The 17,297-nt window shown below is 74.1% G+C and carries 13 protein-coding genes and 1 pseudogene; all 14 read right to left on the reverse strand.

The window, feature by feature from the left end; genetic code table 11:
- Window positions 1–120: 120 nt before the first annotated feature.
- A complete protein-coding gene (locus ABD345_RS16925) occupies window positions 121–3,144 on the reverse strand; it encodes a helix-turn-helix transcriptional regulator (RefSeq protein WP_344552987.1) in 3,024 nt (1,007 codons plus the stop codon).
- Window positions 3,145–3,218: 74 nt separating this feature from the next.
- On the reverse strand, window positions 3,219–3,422 hold the full coding sequence (locus ABD345_RS16930) for a hypothetical protein (protein WP_344552988.1): 204 nt from the start codon (window positions 3,420–3,422) through the stop codon (window positions 3,219–3,221).
- Between the two features lie 225 nt (window positions 3,423–3,647).
- Window positions 3,648–5,150 (reverse strand): Asp-tRNA(Asn)/Glu-tRNA(Gln) amidotransferase subunit GatB, encoded by a 1,503-nt coding sequence (gene gatB / locus ABD345_RS16935; protein ID WP_344552989.1) that lies wholly within the window; start codon window positions 5,148–5,150, stop codon window positions 3,648–3,650.
- A gap of 26 nt (window positions 5,151–5,176) precedes the next feature.
- On the reverse strand, window positions 5,177–5,416 hold the full coding sequence (locus tag ABD345_RS16940; RefSeq protein WP_176190080.1) for a hypothetical protein: 240 nt from the start codon (window positions 5,414–5,416) through the stop codon (window positions 5,177–5,179).
- Window positions 5,413–6,906, reverse strand: coding sequence for an Asp-tRNA(Asn)/Glu-tRNA(Gln) amidotransferase subunit GatA (gatA, locus tag ABD345_RS16945; protein ID WP_344552990.1), 1,494 nt, complete (start codon window positions 6,904–6,906; stop codon window positions 5,413–5,415). Before gatA ends, ABD345_RS16940 begins: the two co-directional genes overlap by 4 nt.
- 5 nt (window positions 6,907–6,911) lie before the next feature.
- The gene (gene gatC, locus ABD345_RS16950; RefSeq protein WP_344552991.1) at window positions 6,912–7,208 is read right to left on the reverse strand and encodes an Asp-tRNA(Asn)/Glu-tRNA(Gln) amidotransferase subunit GatC; all 297 of its coding nucleotides are present in this window, start codon (window positions 7,206–7,208) and stop codon (window positions 6,912–6,914) included.
- A 144-nt stretch (window positions 7,209–7,352) separates the two neighbouring features.
- A pseudogene (locus ABD345_RS16955) lies at window positions 7,353–8,897 on the reverse strand (putative bifunctional diguanylate cyclase/phosphodiesterase); the annotation flags it as partial.
- A 364-nt stretch (window positions 8,898–9,261) separates the two neighbouring features.
- Entirely contained in the window at window positions 9,262–11,655 is a 2,394-nt protein-coding gene (gene ligA / locus ABD345_RS16960) for an NAD-dependent DNA ligase LigA (RefSeq protein WP_344553081.1), read from the reverse strand.
- Window positions 11,656–11,685: 30 nt separating this feature from the next.
- Window positions 11,686–12,687 (reverse strand): methionine synthase, encoded by a 1,002-nt coding sequence (locus ABD345_RS16965; RefSeq protein WP_344553082.1) that lies wholly within the window; start codon window positions 12,685–12,687, stop codon window positions 11,686–11,688.
- A 70-nt stretch (window positions 12,688–12,757) separates the two neighbouring features.
- On the reverse strand, window positions 12,758–13,447 hold the full coding sequence (locus ABD345_RS16970) for an SDR family oxidoreductase (RefSeq protein WP_344552993.1): 690 nt from the start codon (window positions 13,445–13,447) through the stop codon (window positions 12,758–12,760).
- A gap of 11 nt (window positions 13,448–13,458) precedes the next feature.
- Entirely contained in the window at window positions 13,459–13,995 is a 537-nt protein-coding gene (locus ABD345_RS16975) for an LOG family protein (RefSeq protein ID WP_344552994.1), read from the reverse strand.
- 37 nt (window positions 13,996–14,032) lie between these two features.
- Entirely contained in the window at window positions 14,033–15,190 is a 1,158-nt protein-coding gene (gene mnmA / locus ABD345_RS16980; protein ID WP_344552995.1) for a tRNA 2-thiouridine(34) synthase MnmA, read from the reverse strand.
- 80 nt (window positions 15,191–15,270) lie between these two features.
- Window positions 15,271–16,620 carry an MFS transporter gene (locus ABD345_RS16985; protein WP_344553084.1) on the reverse strand — a complete coding sequence of 450 codons (1,350 nt, stop codon included), beginning with the start codon at window positions 16,618–16,620 and terminating at the stop codon, window positions 15,271–15,273.
- A gap of 160 nt (window positions 16,621–16,780) precedes the next feature.
- Window positions 16,781–17,272: a MarR family winged helix-turn-helix transcriptional regulator gene (locus ABD345_RS16990; protein WP_344552997.1), complete on the reverse strand. Its 492-nt coding sequence runs from the start codon at window positions 17,270–17,272 to the stop codon at window positions 16,781–16,783.
- Between the last annotated feature and the right edge of the window lie 25 nt (window positions 17,273–17,297).

Below are 17,297 nucleotides of genomic sequence, written 5' to 3' on the forward strand. Positions count from 1 at the left end.
GAGGCGGACGCCCCGCCCCCCGACCCGTCAGACCCCCTCCCCCTCCGGGAACAACCGCAACCGGTGAGCCAGCGCCGCCGCCTCCCCCGGCCGCCGAACCACGCCCCGCCCCCCGACCCGTCAGACCCCCTCCCCCTCCGGGAACAACCGCAGCCGATGGGCCAGCGCCGCCGCCTCCCCCCGGCCGCCGACCGCGAGCTTGGCCAGGATGTTGGAGACGTGCACGCTGGCGGTCTTCGGCGAGATGAAGAGCTGTTCGGCGATCTGCCGGTTGCTGCGGCCGAGGGCGAGCTGGCGCAGGACGTCCCGTTCGCGCGGGGTGAGGCCGAGCCCGTCGCCGGAACCGTTCGCGGGGGCGTCCCGCTGCCCGAGGCCGAGTCGTTCGGCGAGCAGTTCGGCGTCCCGGCGGGTGCTGAGGTCGTCGCGCCGGCGGGCGAGTTCGGCGGCTTCGCGGAGGTGTGCGGCGGCTTCGTCGCGTGCTCCGGCCGCGGCGGCGTCCTCCGCGGCGCGCAGCAGGGCGTGCGAGAGCGGTCCGGGCAGGGCGGCGGCGCGCAGTTCGGTGACGGCGGTGCGCCGGTGTTCGGTGGTGGGTCGGCCGGCGGCGCGGGCGAGTTCGCCGGCGAGCAGGGCGGCCCAGCCGCGTTGGAGGGCGCAGCGGGCGGCGAGTCCTTCGGCGAGGCGGCCGATCCGGGCGAGGGCGGCTTCGCCGTCGGGGGTGCGCGGGTGCTGGTCGGCTTCGGCTTCGGCGGCGTGGGTGAGCAGCGGGAGGAGGTGGCCGTCCTGGCCGGTGAGGGCGGTGCCGTCGAGTGCTTCGGCGAGCCGGGCGCGGGCCTGGTCGGGGCGGCCGCGGCGGACGGCGACCCGGACGCCGAGGGCGGCGGTGGGCAGGACGTGCTGGGGTTGGGCGCCGTTGCCGCCGCTGGCGTGGGCGGCGGCCCAGTGGGTTTCGGCTTCGTCGGTGTCGCCGCGGAGCAGGGCGAGTTCGCCGCGCAGGCGGTCCATGAATTCGCCGTGGGTGTCGGCTTCGGGCTTGTCGTCCCAGTCGGCGAGGACGGCGGCGGCTTCCCGGGTGCGGCCGGCGGCGAGGAGGGCTTCGGCGAGGTTGCCGGTGAGGATGGGGCCGGTGTTGAGCAGGAGTCCGCTGCGGCGGGCGGCGTCGAGGCCGGTGCGGGCGGCGGTGACGGCTTCTTCGGCGCGGCCGTAGGAGAGCAGCAGGCTGGCGAGGTTGTTGAGGCCGCGGGTGTGGACGTCGTCGTTGCCGAGCGGGCGGGCCTGTTCGACGGCTTCGGCGAGCAGGGCGAGGGCGCGTTCGCCGTCGTCGAAGTCGCCGAGGAGTCCGGCGAGGGTGACCCGGGCGTGCACTTCGATGGAGGGGGCGCCGGCCTGCCGGGCGATGTCGGCGGCGCGTTCGGCGGCGGCGACGGCGGCGGGGCCGGGGTTGCGGAGCAGTCCGTGGGCGGCTTCGAGGGCGAGGGCCTCGGCCTGGACGGCGGACGGGCCGAGGTCCTGCACCAGCCGGTGCGCGTACTGGATCTCCTCCAGGCCGCCGCCGCGCTTGAGCTGGTCGAGCATCTTGGCGCGCTGGAGCCGGAACCAGGCGGCGCGCAGCGGGTTGCGGTGCTCGTCGACCAGGCCGAGGGCGCGGCGGGCCAGGCTCTGGCCGCGGTCGCGGTCGCCGGCCCGGCGGGCGGCGTCGACGGCTTCGGCGAGCACGTCGACGAGTTGGAGGCGGTCGCAGCCGTCGTGGTCGCCGTCCGCGCAGCCGCAGGGCGGGTAGGTGTCGGCCCGGTCGTGGGGGCGCGGGGTGGCGGCGAGGGTCTGTTCGGAGACGGCGTCCCAGAGTTCGAGGGCGCGTTCGAGCATCTTGAGCTGTTCGGCGAAGGCGTTGCGGCGGCGGGCGCCCCGGGCGGCGTCGAGGGCGGCGGGCAGGGCGCGGGCGGGCTGGTGGGCGCGGTACCAGTAGTCGGCGAGCCGGGCGGTGCGCTGTTCGGCCCGGACGAGTTCGGGGTCGGCCTCCAGGACGGTGGCGAACCGCCGGTTGATGGCCTGGCGTTCGCCGGGCAGCAGGTCGTCGGAGACGGCTTCGCGGACGAGGGCGTGCCGGAACCGGTAGCCCTCGCCGTCGGTGTCGGGGCGCAGGATGTTGGCGCCGACGGCGGTGCGCAGCCCGGAGATCAGCGCGTCCTCCCCGGCGGGGCCGTGGCCGTGGCCGCTCTCGGCGACGACGGCGGCGAGCAGGGCGTGTTCGATCCGGGAGCCGCCCTCGGCGGCGATCCGGACGATCCGCTGGGTCTCCTCGGGGAGCGCCTCGACCCGGACCAGCAGGATGTCGCGCAGGGATTCGGTGACGCAGGCCAGGCAGCCGTTGCGGTAGGCGGTGGCGAGTTCCTCGACGAAGAACGGGTTGCCCTCGGAGCGGCGGTGGATCCGGTCCACCACGTCCCGTCCGGGGGTCTCGGGGCCGAGGATCCCGGCGAGTTGGGCGGCCACCTCGGGCCGGTCGAGGCGTTCGAGTTCGAGCCGCTGGACGGTGCGCAGCCGTTCGAGTTCGGCCAGGAAGGGGCGCAGCGGGTGGCGGCGGTGCAGGTCGTCGGTGCGGTAGGTGGCGACGATCAGCACCCGGGAGCGGTGCAGGGTGCGGACCAGGTAGGCGAGCAGTTCCCGGGTGGAGCGGTCGGACCAGTGCAGGTCCTCGACGGCGAGGACCAGCGTCCGGCCCTCGGTCAGCCGCTCGAACAGCCGGGCGGTGTGCTCGAACAGCCGGGCCCGGCCGTACTCGTCGTTGCCCTCGCCGTCGGCCTCCCCGAAGTCCGGCAGCAGCCGGGCCAGCCGGCCCTCCAACCCGGCGGCGGCGGCGTCCAGTTCGGGCCCGAGCCGGCGGTGCAGGCGGCGCAGCGCGGCCGACAGCGGCCCGTACGGGAGGCCCTCGGCGCCGACCTCCAGGCAGGCGCCGAGCGCGGTCACCGCCCCGGCCGCCTCGGCCCGCGCCAGGAACTCCTCGACCAGCCGGGTCTTGCCGACCCCGGCCTCCCCGCCGACCAGCACGGCCTGCGGCTCCCCCGCCCCCGCCCGGTCCAGTCCCGCGGTGAGCAGGCCGGTCTCCCGGCCGCGTCCGACGAACACCGGGCTGACTGTCTGCTCCATGTCCGCGAGCATGCCACAGGGCCCGGACCCCGCCGAACGGTTATCCCGAGCGGTGGACGGCCCGGCCCCGCCGGTCATCCCGCGCAGCCCGCCGCGGCCCCCGGACGGCCCTGCTCCGCGACCGGCCCGGTGCGCGGCGCGGCCTCCCGCCGGACCAGCCGCGCCAGCCGCTCGACCAGACCGGTCCGCCCGCCGGCCGCCTCGCGGGCCAGCCGCTCGGCGGCGGCCCGGCTGTGCAGTTCGCGTTCCCGCACCTTGAACAACTCGTACTCGTACACGGTGACTTCCCCTCGTTGCGTGCTGTGTCCAGCCTCCGCCCCCAGGGGGGTGCGCCACATCGGGAGCCTGCCCGATCTCCGCGGGCCACCGGCCGCGAAAACGGCGGTGCCCGCCCCCGGCGGGGGACGGGCACCGTGCTCGGCGGGCCTAAGGAGCCTCCTTAGGCCCCGCCGCACCGCCTTAGGAACCTCAGGCCAGCTTCTCCAGGCTGGGCTCGATGGTCCTTACGCGGCAAGCCGCTCCAGGATCAAATCCTTCACCCTGGCCGCGTCGGCCTGCCCGCGGGTGGTCTTCATGACCGCGCCGACCAGCGCGCCCACCGCCTGCACCTTGCCGTCGCGGATCTTCGCGGCGACGTCCGGGTTGTCGGCGATGGCCTGGTCGACGGCCGCGCCGAGCGCGGAGTCGTCCGAGACGACGGCCAGGCCGCGCTTGGCGACCACGTCGTCCGGCTCGCCCTCGCCCGCGAGGACGCCCTCGATGACCTGGCGGGCCAGCTTGTCGTTGAGCTTGCCCTCGGCGACCAGCGCGCACACCCGGGCCACCTGGGCCGGGGTGATCGGCTGCTCGGACAGCTCGGTGCCGGTCTCGTTGGCGCGCCGCGCCAGCTCGCCCATCCACCACTTGCGGGCCTGGTCGGCGGGGGCGCCGGCCGCGATGGTCTCCGAGATCGGCTCCACCGCACCGGCGTTGAGCACCGACTGCATGTCCTTGTCGGTCAGGCCCCACTCGGCCTGCAGCCGGGCCCGGCGGACCCGGGGCAGCTCGGGCAGCGAGGCCCGCAGTTCCTCGACCCACTCCCGGGCCGGGGCGACCGGCACCAGGTCGGGCTCGGGGAAGTACCGGTAGTCCTCGGCGTTGTCCTTGATCCGGCCGGCCGTGGTGGAGCCGTCCTCCTCGTGGAAGTGCCGGGTCTCCTGGACGATGGTGCCGCCGTCGGTGAGGACGGTGGCGTGCCGCTGGATCTCGAACCGGGCGGCCCGCTCGACGCTGCGCAGCGAGTTGACGTTCTTGGTCTCGCTGCGGGTGCCGAAGGTCTCGGTGCCGTTGGGGCGCAGCGACAGGTTGACGTCGCAGCGCATCTGGCCCTTGTCCATCCGAGCCTCGGAGACGCCCAGCGCCTTGATCAGCTCGCGCAGTTCGGCGACGTACGCCTTGGCGACCTCGGGGGCGCGGTGGCCCGCGCCCTCGATCGGCTTGGTGACGATCTCGATCAGCGGGATGCCGGCCCGGTTGTAGTCCAGCAGCGAGTACTCCGCGCCGTGGATGCGGCCGGTGGCGCCGCCGACGTGGGTGGACTTGCCGGTGTCCTCCTCCATGTGGGCGCGCTCGATCTCCACCCGGAAGACCTCGCCGTCCTCCAGCTGCACGTCGAGGTAGCCGTTGAAGGCGATCGGCTCGTCGTACTGGCTGGTCTGGAAGTTCTTCGGCATGTCCGGGTAGAAGTAGTTCTTCCGGGCGAACCGGCACCACTCGGCGATCTCGCAGTTCAGCGCGAGGCCGATCCGCACCGCCGACTCGACGCCGACCGCGTTGACCACCGGCAGCGACCCGGGCAGCCCCAGGCAGGTCGGGCAGGTCTGCGAGTTCGGCTCCGCGCCCAGCTCGGTCGAGCAGCCGCAGAACATCTTGGTCTTGGTACCCAGCTCGACGTGGACCTCAAGGCCCATCACCGGGTCGTACGAGGCGAGAGCCTCCTCGTAGGAGACCAGGCTCATGACGCTCACAGCGTCCCTTCTTCCATCATGGGTGTTCAGCCGAGCAGGACGTCGTCGTCGCCGAGACGCTTGAGCTCGCGGACGAGGAGTGCGGTGCCGGTGATCAGGGCGGCGACGCCGACCAGGGCGTTGACCAGCTTGAGGGTGTCGTTCTCCTCGCGGGCCTTGCGGACGTCCTTGGCGATGGAGACGGCGCCGAAGGCGCTGGTGCCGATGGACAGCCACAGGCCGGGCTTCGAGTGCTTCCAGCCCTTGGCCTTCTCGATCTTGCTCACAGTGCCGGTGCCTCCTCCAGCAGGGCGTGGCCCCACTTGTCGTTGAGCGCGGCCTCGACGGCGCCGCCCACGCGGTAGAGGCGGTCGTCCGCCATCGCGGGGGCGATGATCTGCAGGCCGACCGGGAGATTGTCCTCCGGGGCGAGCCCGCAGGGCAGCGACATGGCCGCGTTGCCCGCCAGGTTCGAGGGAATGGTGCACAGGTCGGCGAGGTACATCGCCAGCGGGTCGTCTGCCCGCTCGCCGAGCGGGAATGCCGTCGTGGGGGTGGTCGGGGAGACCAGCACGTCCACGCCGGCGAAGGCGGCGTCGAAGTCCCGCGAGATCAGGGTGCGGACCTTCTGCGCCGAGCCGTAGTAGGCGTCGTAGTAGCCGGAGGACAGCGCGTAGGTGCCGAGGATGATGCGGCGCTTGACCTCGGCGCCGAAGCCGGCCTCGCGGGTGAGCGCGGTGACCTGCTCGGCGGAGCGGGTGCCGTCGTCGCCGACCCGCAGGCCGTAGCGCATGGCGTCGAACCGGGCGAGGTTCGAGGACGCCTCGGACGGGGCGATCAGGTAGTACGCGGGCATCGCCAGCGTGAAGGACGGGCAGGAGACCTCGACGACCTCGGCGCCCAGTTCGCGCAGCAGCTCGACGGACTCCTCGAAGCGCTGCATGACGCCGGCCTGGTAGCCCTCGCCGGCGAACTCCTTGACCACGCCGATCCGCATGCCGCGCACGTCGCGCGTCTTCGCGGCGGCGACCACGGCGGGGACCGGCGCGTCGATGGAGGTGGAGTCCAGCGGGTCGTACCCGGCGATGGCCTCGTGCAGCAGCGCCGTGTCGAGCACGGTGCGGGCGCACGGGCCGCCCTGGTCGAGCGAGGAGGAGAAGGCGACCAGGCCGTAGCGGGACACCGAGCCGTAGGTGGGCTTGACGCCGACGGTGCCGGTGACGGCGCCGGGCTGGCGGATCGAGCCGCCGGTGTCGGTGCCGATGGCGAGCGGGGCCTCGAAGGCGGCCAGCGCGGCCGCCGAGCCGCCGCCGGAGCCGCCGGGGATCCGGGTGAGGTCCCACGGGTTGCCGGTGGGGCCGTACGCGGAGTTCTCGGTGGAGGAGCCCATCGCGAACTCGTCCATGTTGGTCTTGCCGAGGATGACGACGTCGGCGTCCTTCAGACGCTTCGTCAGGGTCGCGTCGTACGGCGGGACCCAGCCCTCCAGGATCTTCGACCCGCAGGTGGTCGGCATGCCCCGGGTGGTGAAGACGTCCTTGAGCGCGAGCGGCACGCCCGCGAGCGGGCCCAGCTCGGCGCCGGAGGCGCGCTTGGCGTCGACGGCGCGGGCGGCGGCCAGCGCGCCCTCGTGGTCGACGTGCAGGAAGGCGTTGACCTTCTTGTCGACGGCGTCGATCCGGTCCAGGTGGGCCTGGGCGACCTCGACGGCCGTGACCTCGCCCTTGGCGATGGCGCCGGCCGTCTCGGCCGCCGTGTACTTGATCAGTTCGGTCATCTCGGTCAGTCCTCCCCGAGGATCTGCGGCACGCGGAAACGCTGGTCCTCGCTCGCCGGGGCGCCGGAGAGCGCCTGCTCCGGGGTCAGCGACGGCCGCACCTCGTCCGCCCGCAGCACGTTGGTGAGCGGGAGCGGGTGGGAGGTCGGCGGGACGTCCTGCCCCGCGACCTCGGAAACGCGGGCGACCGCGCCGATGATCACGTCGAGCTGCTCGGCGAAGTGGTCCAACTCCTCCGCCTGCAACTCCAGACGCGACAGCCGGGCGAGGTGGGCGACCTCCTCGCGCGTGATGCCAGGCATGCAGCGATCCTCAAGGGTGAGTTCTGGTGGACCGGGCTGCCCCCTGGGCACACCCGTCCTTTCGGTCCTAAGGGGCCATCCTATGGGCAGACGCGGGAGGGCCGTCCTGGGACGGCTCCCAGGACGGCCCTCCCGCCCGCCCGGTCAGCGCGGCAGCGACTCCACCGGCGGCGCGTCGTTGCGGCGCACCAGCAGCCAGGCGGTGGCCTGGTCGGCGGGCAGCGCCGCGGAGACCAGCCAGCCCTGGACGGCGTCGACGCCCATGTCCTGCAGCCGCTCCCAGGTCTCGTCGTCCTCGACGCCCTCGGCGACCACGGTCAGGCCCAGCGAGTGGGCGAGCTCCACGGAGCAGCGGACCACGGCGGCGTCGTGGTCGTCGGCGACCATCCGGGAGACGAAGGAGCGGTCGATCTTGAGTTCGCCGACCGGGAGGCTGCGCAGCCGCACCAGCGAGGAGTGGCCGGTGCCGAAGTCGTCCAGGGACATCCGGACGCCGTAGCGGCGCAGTTCGGCCAGGGTGTCGGCGGCCCGCCGGCTGTCGTCGAGCAGCAGCCGTTCGGTGATCTCCAGTTGGAGGGCGGCGGCCGGGACCTGGTGCCGGGCGAGGTGTCCGGCGACCCGGGCGGCGAAGCCGGGGTTGAGGACGTCGCGCGGCGAGACGTTGACGGCGACGGGCACCATCAGGCCCTGGTTGCGCCAGCGGGCGATCTGCCCGACGGCGCTCTCCAGCACGTAGTCGGTGAGCCGGGGCATCAACCCGGAGGACTCGGCGAGCGCGATGAACTCGTCCGGCGCCACCCGCCCCTGCCCGGCCCGGTCCCAGCGGACCAGCGCCTCCAGGCCGACGACGGTGCCGTCGAAGGCGACCTTGGGCTGGTAGTGCAACTGGACCTCGTTCATCTCGATGGCCCGCCGCAGGTCGCCGAGCAGGCCGATCCGGTACGGGGTGTCGAGGTCGCGGGCCTCGTCGTAGCGCTCGACGCCGCTGCGGCTGTGCTGGGCGTGGCCCATCGCCACGTCGGCCCGGCGCAGAAGCGATTCTGCATCCTCGGCGTTGGCCGGGTAGGCGCAGACGCCGGCGCTGGCCTCCAGGACGAGCAGCAGGCCGTCCAGCCGGATCGGCGCGGCGAGTTCGGCGATCAGCGCCTTCGCGGTCCGCTCCAGCACCTCGGTGCTGCCCACCCCCGGCAGCAGCACGGCGAACTCGTCGCCGCCCATCCGGGCCACCACCGGGCGCTCGCCGCGCCGCACCGGCGGGGGCAGCGCGGTGCCGTCCTCGTCCTCCCTGGGGTGGCCGGTGCCGGTGCGCAGGGCGCGGTGCAGCCGGCGGGCGATGTGCACCAGCAGCCGGTCGCCGGCGGTGTGGCCGAGGGCGTCGTTGAGGGAGCGGAAGCGGTCCAGGTCGAGCAGGATCAGGCCGACCCCGTGGCCGGGTTCGTCCCGGTGGCCGGGTTCGTCCCGGTGCCTGGCCAGCGCCTCCTGGGTGGCGATCAGCAGGGCCTGCCGGTTGGGCAGGTCGGTGAGCGGGTCGGTGAGCTGGTCGCGCGCCCGGTCGCGGGCGATCCGCCAGGCGGCGACCAGCACCGCCAGGGGAACCGAGAACAGCGGCAGCAGTTCGGGTTCGTACCGGTACACCAGGACGGCCAGCGGGATGAGCGGCGCGGCCCCGGCCAGCAGCACGCCGAGCAGCAGGACCGCCCCTGCCACCCCCTGCGGCGGGCGTGTGGGCGCGCCGCCGGTCGTACGATCCATAAGCCCAGTCCTCCGTCGGGCCCGCCCCCCGGCGGGGCCGCCTCACGGTGAGGCACCCCTCTCCGCAGAGGTGCCGGTGGACGTCAGACGAGGTCGTGTCCCCGGGGCCGCGGTGGAAGACCGTTGCCACACACTCCTGCTGACAGTTCGTAGCGCCCAGGGTAAGCCGGGGTGCCCCACCTGGGCGCACTTTCGGGCCAGCTCTGAGTGCAACGTCATATCCGCGCGTTGTTCAGTGACACAATGCCCGATTTCCTTCTCGAACACCCGACTGACGCGGCATCAGGACGATAACGACGCGTCAGGAAACCTTCTTCTCCGCCCCTTCTCCGACATTTTCCCCCACCTGGTCCGCTTCGTTCGCACCGGACCCGCCGCCCTGCGGAGCCGCCGCCTCCGCTCCCGCGGCGGCGCCCGCCTCCTCCTGCGCGCCCTTTCCGGGCACCTCCGCGGGGGTTTCCGGCGGCTCCAGCCCGAGGTGCGCCCGGGCCGCGTCCGCGCCCCGCTCCAGCAGGACGGCGAAGCCCTCGTCGTCCAGCACCGGGACGCCCAGCTGCAGCGCCTTGTCGTGCTTGGAGCCGGGATTGTCGCCGACCACCACGAAGTGGGTCTTCTTCGACACCGAACCGGTGACCTTGGCGCCGCGCGAGGTCAGCGCCTCCTTGGCGCCGTCCCGGGTGTGCCCGGCGAGGGTGCCGGTGACCACCACGGTCAGGCCCTCCAGCGGGCGCTCGCCCTGCTCCTCGGCGCCCTCCTCGGTGAAGACCACCCCGGCGGCGCGCCACTTCTCCAGCACCTCGCGGTGCCAGTCCTCGGCGTACCACTCCTTGACGGCCCGGGCGATGATCGGGCCGACGCCCTCGACCGCGGCCAGCTCGGTCTCGTCGGCGGCGAACACCCGGTCCAGGTCGCGGAACTCGCGGGTCAGCGCCTGGGCGGCGACCGGGCCGACGTGCCGGATCGACAGGCCGTTCAGGAAGCGCCACAGCGGGCGCTCCTTGGCCTTGGCCAGGTTCTCCAGCAGGACGCCGGTGTTCTTCTTCGGCGCGCCCGCGTTGTTGGCGAAGAAGAACACCTCCTTCTCCCGGCCGGTCCGCTCGTCCGGCTTGGGCATGCCGGTCTTCGGGTCGCGCACCAGCACCTTGATCGGGAGCAGCTGCTCCTCGGTCAGGCCGAAGAGGTCGCCCTCGTCGCGCACCGGCGGCTCGACCGGCGGCAGCGGCTGGGTGAGCGCGGTGGCGGCGACGTAGCCGAGGCCCTCGACGTCGAGGCACTGGCGGCCGCCGAGGAAGGCGATCCGCTCGCGGATCTGGGCCGGGCAGTGCTGGGCGTTGGGGCAGCGCAGGTCGATGTCGCCCTCGGACATCGGGCGCAGCCCGCTGCCGCACTCCGGGCACCGCGCGGGCATCACGAACTCCCGCTCGGCGCCGTCCCGCAGGTCGTAGACCGGGCCGAGGATCTCCGGGATCACGTCACCCGCCTTGCGCAGCACGACGGTGTCGCCGATCAGCACGTCCTTGGCCTTCACCACCTGCTGGTTGTGCAGGGTGGCGTACTGCACCATCGAGCCGGCCACCTTCACCGGCTCGGCCAGCACCGCGTACGGGGTGGCCCGGCCGGTGCGGCCGATGCCGATCTCGATGGCGGCGAGCTTGCCGGTGACCTCCTCCGGCGGGTACTTCCAGGCGATCGCCCAGCGCGGCGACTTGGAGGTGGCGCCGAGCCGGCCCTGCAGGGCGATCTCGTCGACCTTGACCACCACGCCGTCGATCTCGTGCTCGACCGAGTGCCGCTGCTCGCCGAAGTGCTTGACGAACGCCCGCACCTCGTCCAGCGTGCCGACCACCTTGTTGTGCTTGGCGGTGGGCAGGCCCCAGTCGTGCAGCAGTTGGTACGCGTGCGACTGGCAGTCGATGTCGAAGCCCCGCCGGGCGCCGATGCCGTGCACCACCATCCGCAGCGGGCGGGCGGCGGTGACCAGCGGGTCCTTCTGCCGCAGCGACCCGGCGGCGGCGTTGCGCGGGTTCATGAACAGCCGGATCATCGCCCGGGGCCGCTTGCCCTCCTTGGCGCGCTCCTCGTTCTCCTGCCGGCGGCGCTCGTTCTCCGCCGCGAAGGAGGCGTTCAGCGCGTCGAACTCCTCGGTGGGGAAGTAGACCTCGCCGCGGACCTCGACCAGCTCCGGCAGGTCCTCGCCGTGCAGCCGGTGCGGGATCTCGGCGATGGTGCGGACGTTGGGGGTGATGTCCTCGCCGACCCGGCCGTCGCCGCGGGTGGCGGCCTGCACCAGCACGCCGTGCTCGTACGTCAGGTTGACGGCCAGGCCGTCGACCTTCAGCTCGCACAGGTAGTGGTAGTCGATGCCGGACAGCTCGGTGGCGACCCGCTCGGCCCAGGCGGCCAGCTCCTCGTCGTCCATCGCGTTGTCCAGGCTGAGCAGCCGCTCCCGGTGCTCGACCGGGGCGAACAGCACGGTCGGGGCGCCGCCGACCTTCTGGGTGGGCGAGTCGGGCGTCACCAGCGCCGGGTGCGCGGCCTCCAGGGCCTCCAGTTCGCGCATCAGGGCGTCGAACTCGGCGTCGGTGACGACCGGGGCGTCCTGCTCGTAGTACCGGGCGCGGTGCTCCTCGATCTCGGTCGCCAGCTCGGCGTGCCGCGTCCGCACCTCCGCCGGGATCTCCTCCCAGCCCTCCACAGCCGCCACCGTGCCGTCCTCCTCGTCTCGCTACTCCGGGTTGTCCACCAGGCTCCGGGCGGCGCGGACCGCGGTGGCCAGCGCCCGCCGCGCGTACGCCGGGGAGGCCCCCGCCAGCCCGCACGTCGGCGTCACCACCACTCGGCGGCCCAGCAGTTCGGGGGCCAGACCGAGCCTGCGCCACAGCGTCCTGACACCCTGGACACTACCGGCCGGGTCCGACCTTTCGACGTCGGTGGACGGCACCACACCGGCGAGGAGCAGCGTGCCGCCCTCGACCGCCTCGCCCAGGTCGTCGTCGTCGCGCTCGGTCAGCAGGCCGAAGTCCAGGCTGATCCCGGCGGCGCCGGCCCGGCGCAGCAGCGGGATCGGCACCCCGGGCGCGCAACTGTGCACCAGGACGGGCGCGTCCAGGCCGCGGATCAGCTCGCGCAGGGCGTGCTCGGCGAGTTGGCGGTCGACCGCGCGCAGCCGCTGGAAGCCGCTGGCGGTCTTCACCGACCCGGCGAGGACGGCGGGCAGCAGCGGCTCGTCGAGCTGCAGGACGACGGTGGCGCCGGGGACCCGGCGGCGGACGTCGGCGAGGTGGCGGCGCAGGCCCTCGGTGAGCGAGCCGGCGATGTCCCGGCAGGCGCCGGGGTCGCTGAGCGCCTTCTCGCCGTGCCGCAGTTCGATCGAGCCGGCCAGCGTCCACGGCCCGACGGCCTGCACCTTGAGCGGGCCCGCGTAGCCCTGGGTGTGCTCCTCCAGGGCGTCGAGGTCCTCGCCGAGCCAGGACACCGCCCGCTTGGTGTCCCGCCCGGGGTGGTCGGTGAAGCGCCAGCCGCTGGGCTCGGTCTGCACGAACAGCTCGGTCAGCAGTCCGGCGCCGCGCCCGATCATGTCGGCGCCCGGCCCGCGCCCGGGCAGTTCGGGCAGGTGCGGCAGCTGCTCCAGCTCGGCCATCACGCCGCGGGCCATGTCCCGGGCGTCACCGCCGGGCATCGACCCGACTCCGGTCGCCGCACCGGACAGCTCCGCGAAAACGTCCACGTCAGTCACGGGGAGAGCCTACGAGGCGCGCGGGGGGCGCGGGAAACGACCCGCGCCCCCGGCGTCCCGGCTACCTGCCGGGCCGGACGGTGATCTCGGTGATCTCGGCGTCCCTGGGCAGGTCGATCGCGGTGAGGACGGCGGTGGCCACCGACTCCGGCGCGATCCAGCGCTCCGGGTCGTACGGCTGGCCCTCCTGCTGGTGCACCTTGGCCTGCATCGGGGTGGCCGTCCGCCCCGGGTAGACGCTGGTCACCCGGACGCCGTTGGCGTGCTCCTCCTGCCGCAGCGCGTCGGCCAGCGCGCGCACCGCGAACTTGCTGGCCGCGTACGAGCCCCAGGTCGGGTCGGCGCGCAGCCCGGCGCCGGAGTTGACGAACACCACGTGGCCGCGGGCCAGCCGCAGCGAGGGCAGCAGCAGCCGGGTGAGCTCGGCGGGCGCGACCGCGTTGACGTTGAGCTGGTGCTGCCACGCCTTGACCGGGGTCTCGGCGACCGTGCCGAGTTCGACCACCCCGGCGACGTGCAGCAGCGAGTCGAGTTCGACCGGCAGCGCCTGGTGCCCGAAGGCCCAGGACAGCTTGGCCGGGTCGTCCAGGTCGCCGACCAGGGTCCTCGCGGCGGGGTAGCACTCGCGCAGCTGGGCGGCCCGGCGCGCGTCGCGGACGAGCAGCCAGAGCTCCTCGCCGCGGGCGGTGAGCTTGTCGGCGACGACGGCGCCGATGCCGGAGCCGGCACCGGTGATCAGGTGGACACCCAAGACGGTCTTCCTTACTGGGGCTGGTGTGCGGACAGGTGGGCGAGCGCCTCGGCCGGGGTCCGCGCGAAGGCCACCAGCTCGGCGAGCGGACGGGGCAGGAAGCCCTCGGCGTCCATCCGCTCCAGCTGGAGGCGCAGGCCGGTGTAGAAGCCCTCGCTGTCCAGGACCACCACCGGCTTGTCGTGCAGGCCGTGCTTCTTCAGCTCCAGCACCTCGGTGATCTCGTCCAGCGTGCCGATCCCGCCGACCAGCACCACCAGCGCGTCCCCGTGGGCCAGCAGCTCGGCCTTCCGGGTCGGCAGGTCCGGCATGGTCACCAGCTCGTCCGCGCCCTCGTACGCCTTGTGGCGCAGGAACTCCACCGAGATCCCGACCAGCCGCCCGCCGGCGGCCTTGACCCCGTCGGCGAGCTCGCCCATCAGTCCGGCGTGCGAGCCGCCCCACACCAGGGTGTGCCCGGCCTCGCCGAGCAGGCGGGCGAACTCGGCCGCCGGGGCGGTGTACTTGGCGTCGAGGGAGTTGGCGGAGCAGAAGACCGTGATGTTCATAGTGCTCCCAGTCCTACCACCGCCCGGGGCGCCCGGGTCAAACCGTTTGCGGACCGCCCGGGCTCGCCGCGACGGCCCGCTCGGTGCTCGCGATGGTCGCCGAGCCGACCACCCGGGTGCCGTCGTACAGCACCACGGCCTGGCCGGGGGCGATGCCGCGGGCCGGGGCGTCGAGCCGGACGCGCAGTTCGTCCCCGTCCAGCACCGCGGTGACCGGCACCTCCTCGCCGTGGGCGCGCAGCTGGGCGGTGTAGCGGCCCTCGCCCGCGGCGGGGGTGCCACACCAGCGGGGGCGGATCGCGGTCAGGGCGTGCACGTCGAGCCCTTCGACCGGGCCGACGGTGACGGTGTTGTTCACCGGGGAGATGTCGAGCACGTAGCGGGGCTTGCCGTCGGCGGCGGGGCGGCCGAGCCGCAGGCCCTTGCGCTGGCCGATGGTGAAGCCGTACGCGCCGTCGTGCTCGCCGAGCTTGGTGCCGTCGGTGTCGAGGATGTCGCCGGGGGCGGTGCCGAGGCGCTCGGCCAGGAAGCCCTGGGTGTCGCCGTCGGTGATGAAGCAGATGTCGTGGCTGTCGGGCTTCTTGGCGACGGCCAGGCCGCGCCGCTCGGCCTCCGCGCGGATGACGTCCTTGGTGGTGTCGCCGAGCGGGAACAGCGAGTGGGCTAGCTGTTCGGCGTCGAGCACGCCGAGGACGTAGGACTGGTCCTTGGCGGCGTCGACGGCGCGGTGCAGTTCGCGGGTGCCGTCGGCGTGGTCGACGATCCGGGCGTAGTGGCCGGTGCAGACGGCGTCGAAGCCGAGCGCGATCGCCTTGTCGAGCAGCGCGGCGAACTTGATCTTCTCGTTGCAGCGCAGGCACGGGTTGGGGGTGCGCCCGGCGGCGTACTCGGCCACGAAGTCGTCGATCACGTCCTCGCGGAAGCGCTCGGCCAGGTCCCAGACGTAGAACGGGATGCCGATCACGTCGGCGGCGCGGCGGGCGTCCCGGGAGTCCTCCAGGGTGCAGCAGCCGCGGGCTCCGGTGCGGAAGGACTGCGGGTTGCTGGCGAGCGCCAGGTGGACGCCGGTCACCTCGTGGCCGGCCTCGACGGCCCGGGCGGCGGCGACGGCGGAGTCGACGCCGCCGGACATCGCGGCGAGCACGCGCAGACGGCCGGTGGACGGGGTGGTCGGGGCGCCGGGGAAGTCAGTCATGGTGCCTCAAGCGTAACGGGGGCCCGTCGGGCGTCGGGGACGCGGCCGGGCCCCGGGGGCGGGCGGATCGGGCGGGCGGATCAGCCGTGCACCAGGACGGGCGGTTCGGCGTCGGCGGCCTCGGCGGCCCCCCGGTGCCGGGGCAGGGCGAGGGCCAGCAGGAACGCGGCGAGCAGCAGGGCGGCGCCGGTGCCGAAGGCGAGGTGGAAGCCGCCGGTGCCGCGGCCGGCGGCCAGCGCGGTGAGGACGGCGACGCCGAGCGCGGCGCCGACCTGCTGGGTGGTGTTGAGCAGGCCGGAGAGCAGTCCGGCGTCCTCGGGGCGGGCGTCGGCCATGCCGAGGGCGGTGAGGGCGGTGGCGGCCAGGCCGAACCCGGCGGAGCTGAGCATGGTGGGCAGCACGTCGGCGGCGTAGTTCAGCTGCCCGGCCGGGAGCCGGGTGAGCAGGGCGATGCCGACGGTGAGCAGGGCCAGGCCGAGCAGCAGGGTGCGGCGTTCGCCGAACCGGGCGATGGCGCGGGCGGCGAGCAGCAGCGAGACGGTGCCGATGGTGAGGGCGGCGGGCAGCATGGCCAGGCCGGTGGCCAGCGCGCCGTAGTGCTGGACCTGCTGGAGGTACAGGGCGAGCAGGATCTGGAAGCCGAACAGGGCTGCCAGCATGAGCAGTTGGACCAGGTTGGCGAGCGCGGTGGTGCGCCGGGCGAGGATCCGCGGCGGCAGCAGCGGGGTGGCGGTGCGGCGCTGCCGGAGCAGGAACGCGGCGAGCAGGACGAGCGCGGCGGCGCCGGTGGCCAGGGTGCGGGCGGAGGTCCAGCCGGCCGGGCCGCCCTCGACGATGGTGTAGACGCCGAGCATGAGGCCGCCGGTGACCAGGGCGGCGCCGGGGGCGTCGGCGCCCGCCTTCAGGCCGGGGCCGCGGTCGTCGGCCAGCAGGCGGGCCCCGGCGAGCAGGGCGGCGGCGCCGATCGGCAGGTTGATGAAGAAGATCCAGTGCCAGCCGAGGCCCTCGGTGAGGACGCCGCCGAGCACCTGGCCGAGCGAGGCGCCGACCGCGCCGGTGAAGCCGAAGGCGCCGAACGCCTTGGCCCGCTCGGCGGGGTCGGGGAACAGCGCGACCACCATGCCGAGGCCGACGGCGGAGGCCATCGCGCCGCCGGCGCCCTGCAGGAAGCGGGCGGCGATCAGCGTCCCGGCGTTGACGGCGAGGCCGCAGAGCACGGAGGCGACGGTGAAGGCGGCGATCCCGGCGAGGTAGACCCGGCGGCGGCCGAGCAGGTCGCCGAGGCGTCCGGCGAGCAGCAGCAGTCCGCCGAAGGCGACCACGTAGGCGTCCACCACCCAGGCCAGTCCGGCCGCTCCGATGTGCAGGTCGGCCTGGATGGCGGGCAGCGCGACGGTGGTGATGGACCCGTCGAGGATCACCATCAGCATTCCGGCGCACACCACCGCGAGGGCCAGCCAGCGGGTGCGTGACGGGTTCTCGGACACGGTTCTCTCCCTCCCCGGGGATGCGCGGACGCGCTCTCCCGACAAGAGAGACCGTAGCAGATAGTTTTGTAATAGACGATCTAAAGCGGGACGGTCCGCGGAGCTACCCCTGCCGGGCCCGCCGCGGCTTGCGCACCACGCCGCCCTCGCCGACCATCGGGAACTCCGCCGCCTGCTGCAGCCGGTCCAGCGCGTCCACGAACACCTGCCGCTCCCCCGCCGACAGCTCGCCCAGCGCCTCGCCGTGCACCCGGTCGACGATCACCTCGCCGCGCCGCACCAGCTCGGCGCCCGCGGGCGTGACCCGGATGACCTTCACCCGCCGGTCGGTCGCGGAGGCGTGGCGCTCGGCCAGGCCGTCCCGCTCCAGTTCGTCGGCGGTGACCACCATGGTGGTCTTGTCCAGCCCGGCGATCGCGGCCAGCTGCGACTGGGTGCGCTCGGCCTCCAGGGCGTGCAGCAGCACGCAGTGCTTGCGCGGGGAACTGTCGATCTCGGCCAGCGCCAGCGACAGCCGGGTGTTCATCGCGTGCGCGGCCTGGACCAGCATCCCGGTCAGGTCGCGGACGGTGCGCTCGGGCAGGGGTGCGTTCATGCCCCCAGAATACGTCCGGAAGCAG

This window comes from Kitasatospora saccharophila (genome assembly GCF_039529925.1).
GTDB classification, from domain to species: Bacteria; Actinomycetota; Actinomycetes; order Streptomycetales; family Streptomycetaceae; genus Kitasatospora; species Kitasatospora saccharophila.

Bases quoted from the DNA above. Each gene is read 5' to 3' on its own strand.
- ABD345_RS16925 (WP_344552987.1), bottom strand. From the start codon at position 3,144: ATGGAGCAGACAGTCAGCCCGGTGTTCGTCGGACGCGGCCGGGAGACC.
- gatA (WP_344552990.1), bottom strand. From the start codon at position 6,906: ATGACCGAACTGATCAAGTACACGGCGGCCGAGACGGCCGGCGCCATC.
- gatC (WP_344552991.1), bottom strand. From the start codon at position 7,208: ATGCCTGGCATCACGCGCGAGGAGGTCGCCCACCTCGCCCGGCTGTCG.
- ABD345_RS16975 (WP_344552994.1), bottom strand. From the start codon at position 13,995: ATGAACATCACGGTCTTCTGCTCCGCCAACTCCCTCGACGCCAAGTAC.
- mnmA (WP_344552995.1), bottom strand. From the start codon at position 15,190: ATGACTGACTTCCCCGGCGCCCCGACCACCCCGTCCACCGGCCGTCTG.
- ABD345_RS16985 (WP_344553084.1), bottom strand. From the start codon at position 16,620: ATGCTGATGGTGATCCTCGACGGGTCCATCACCACCGTCGCGCTGCCC.
- ABD345_RS16990 (WP_344552997.1), bottom strand. From the start codon at position 17,272: ATGAACGCACCCCTGCCCGAGCGCACCGTCCGCGACCTGACCGGGATG.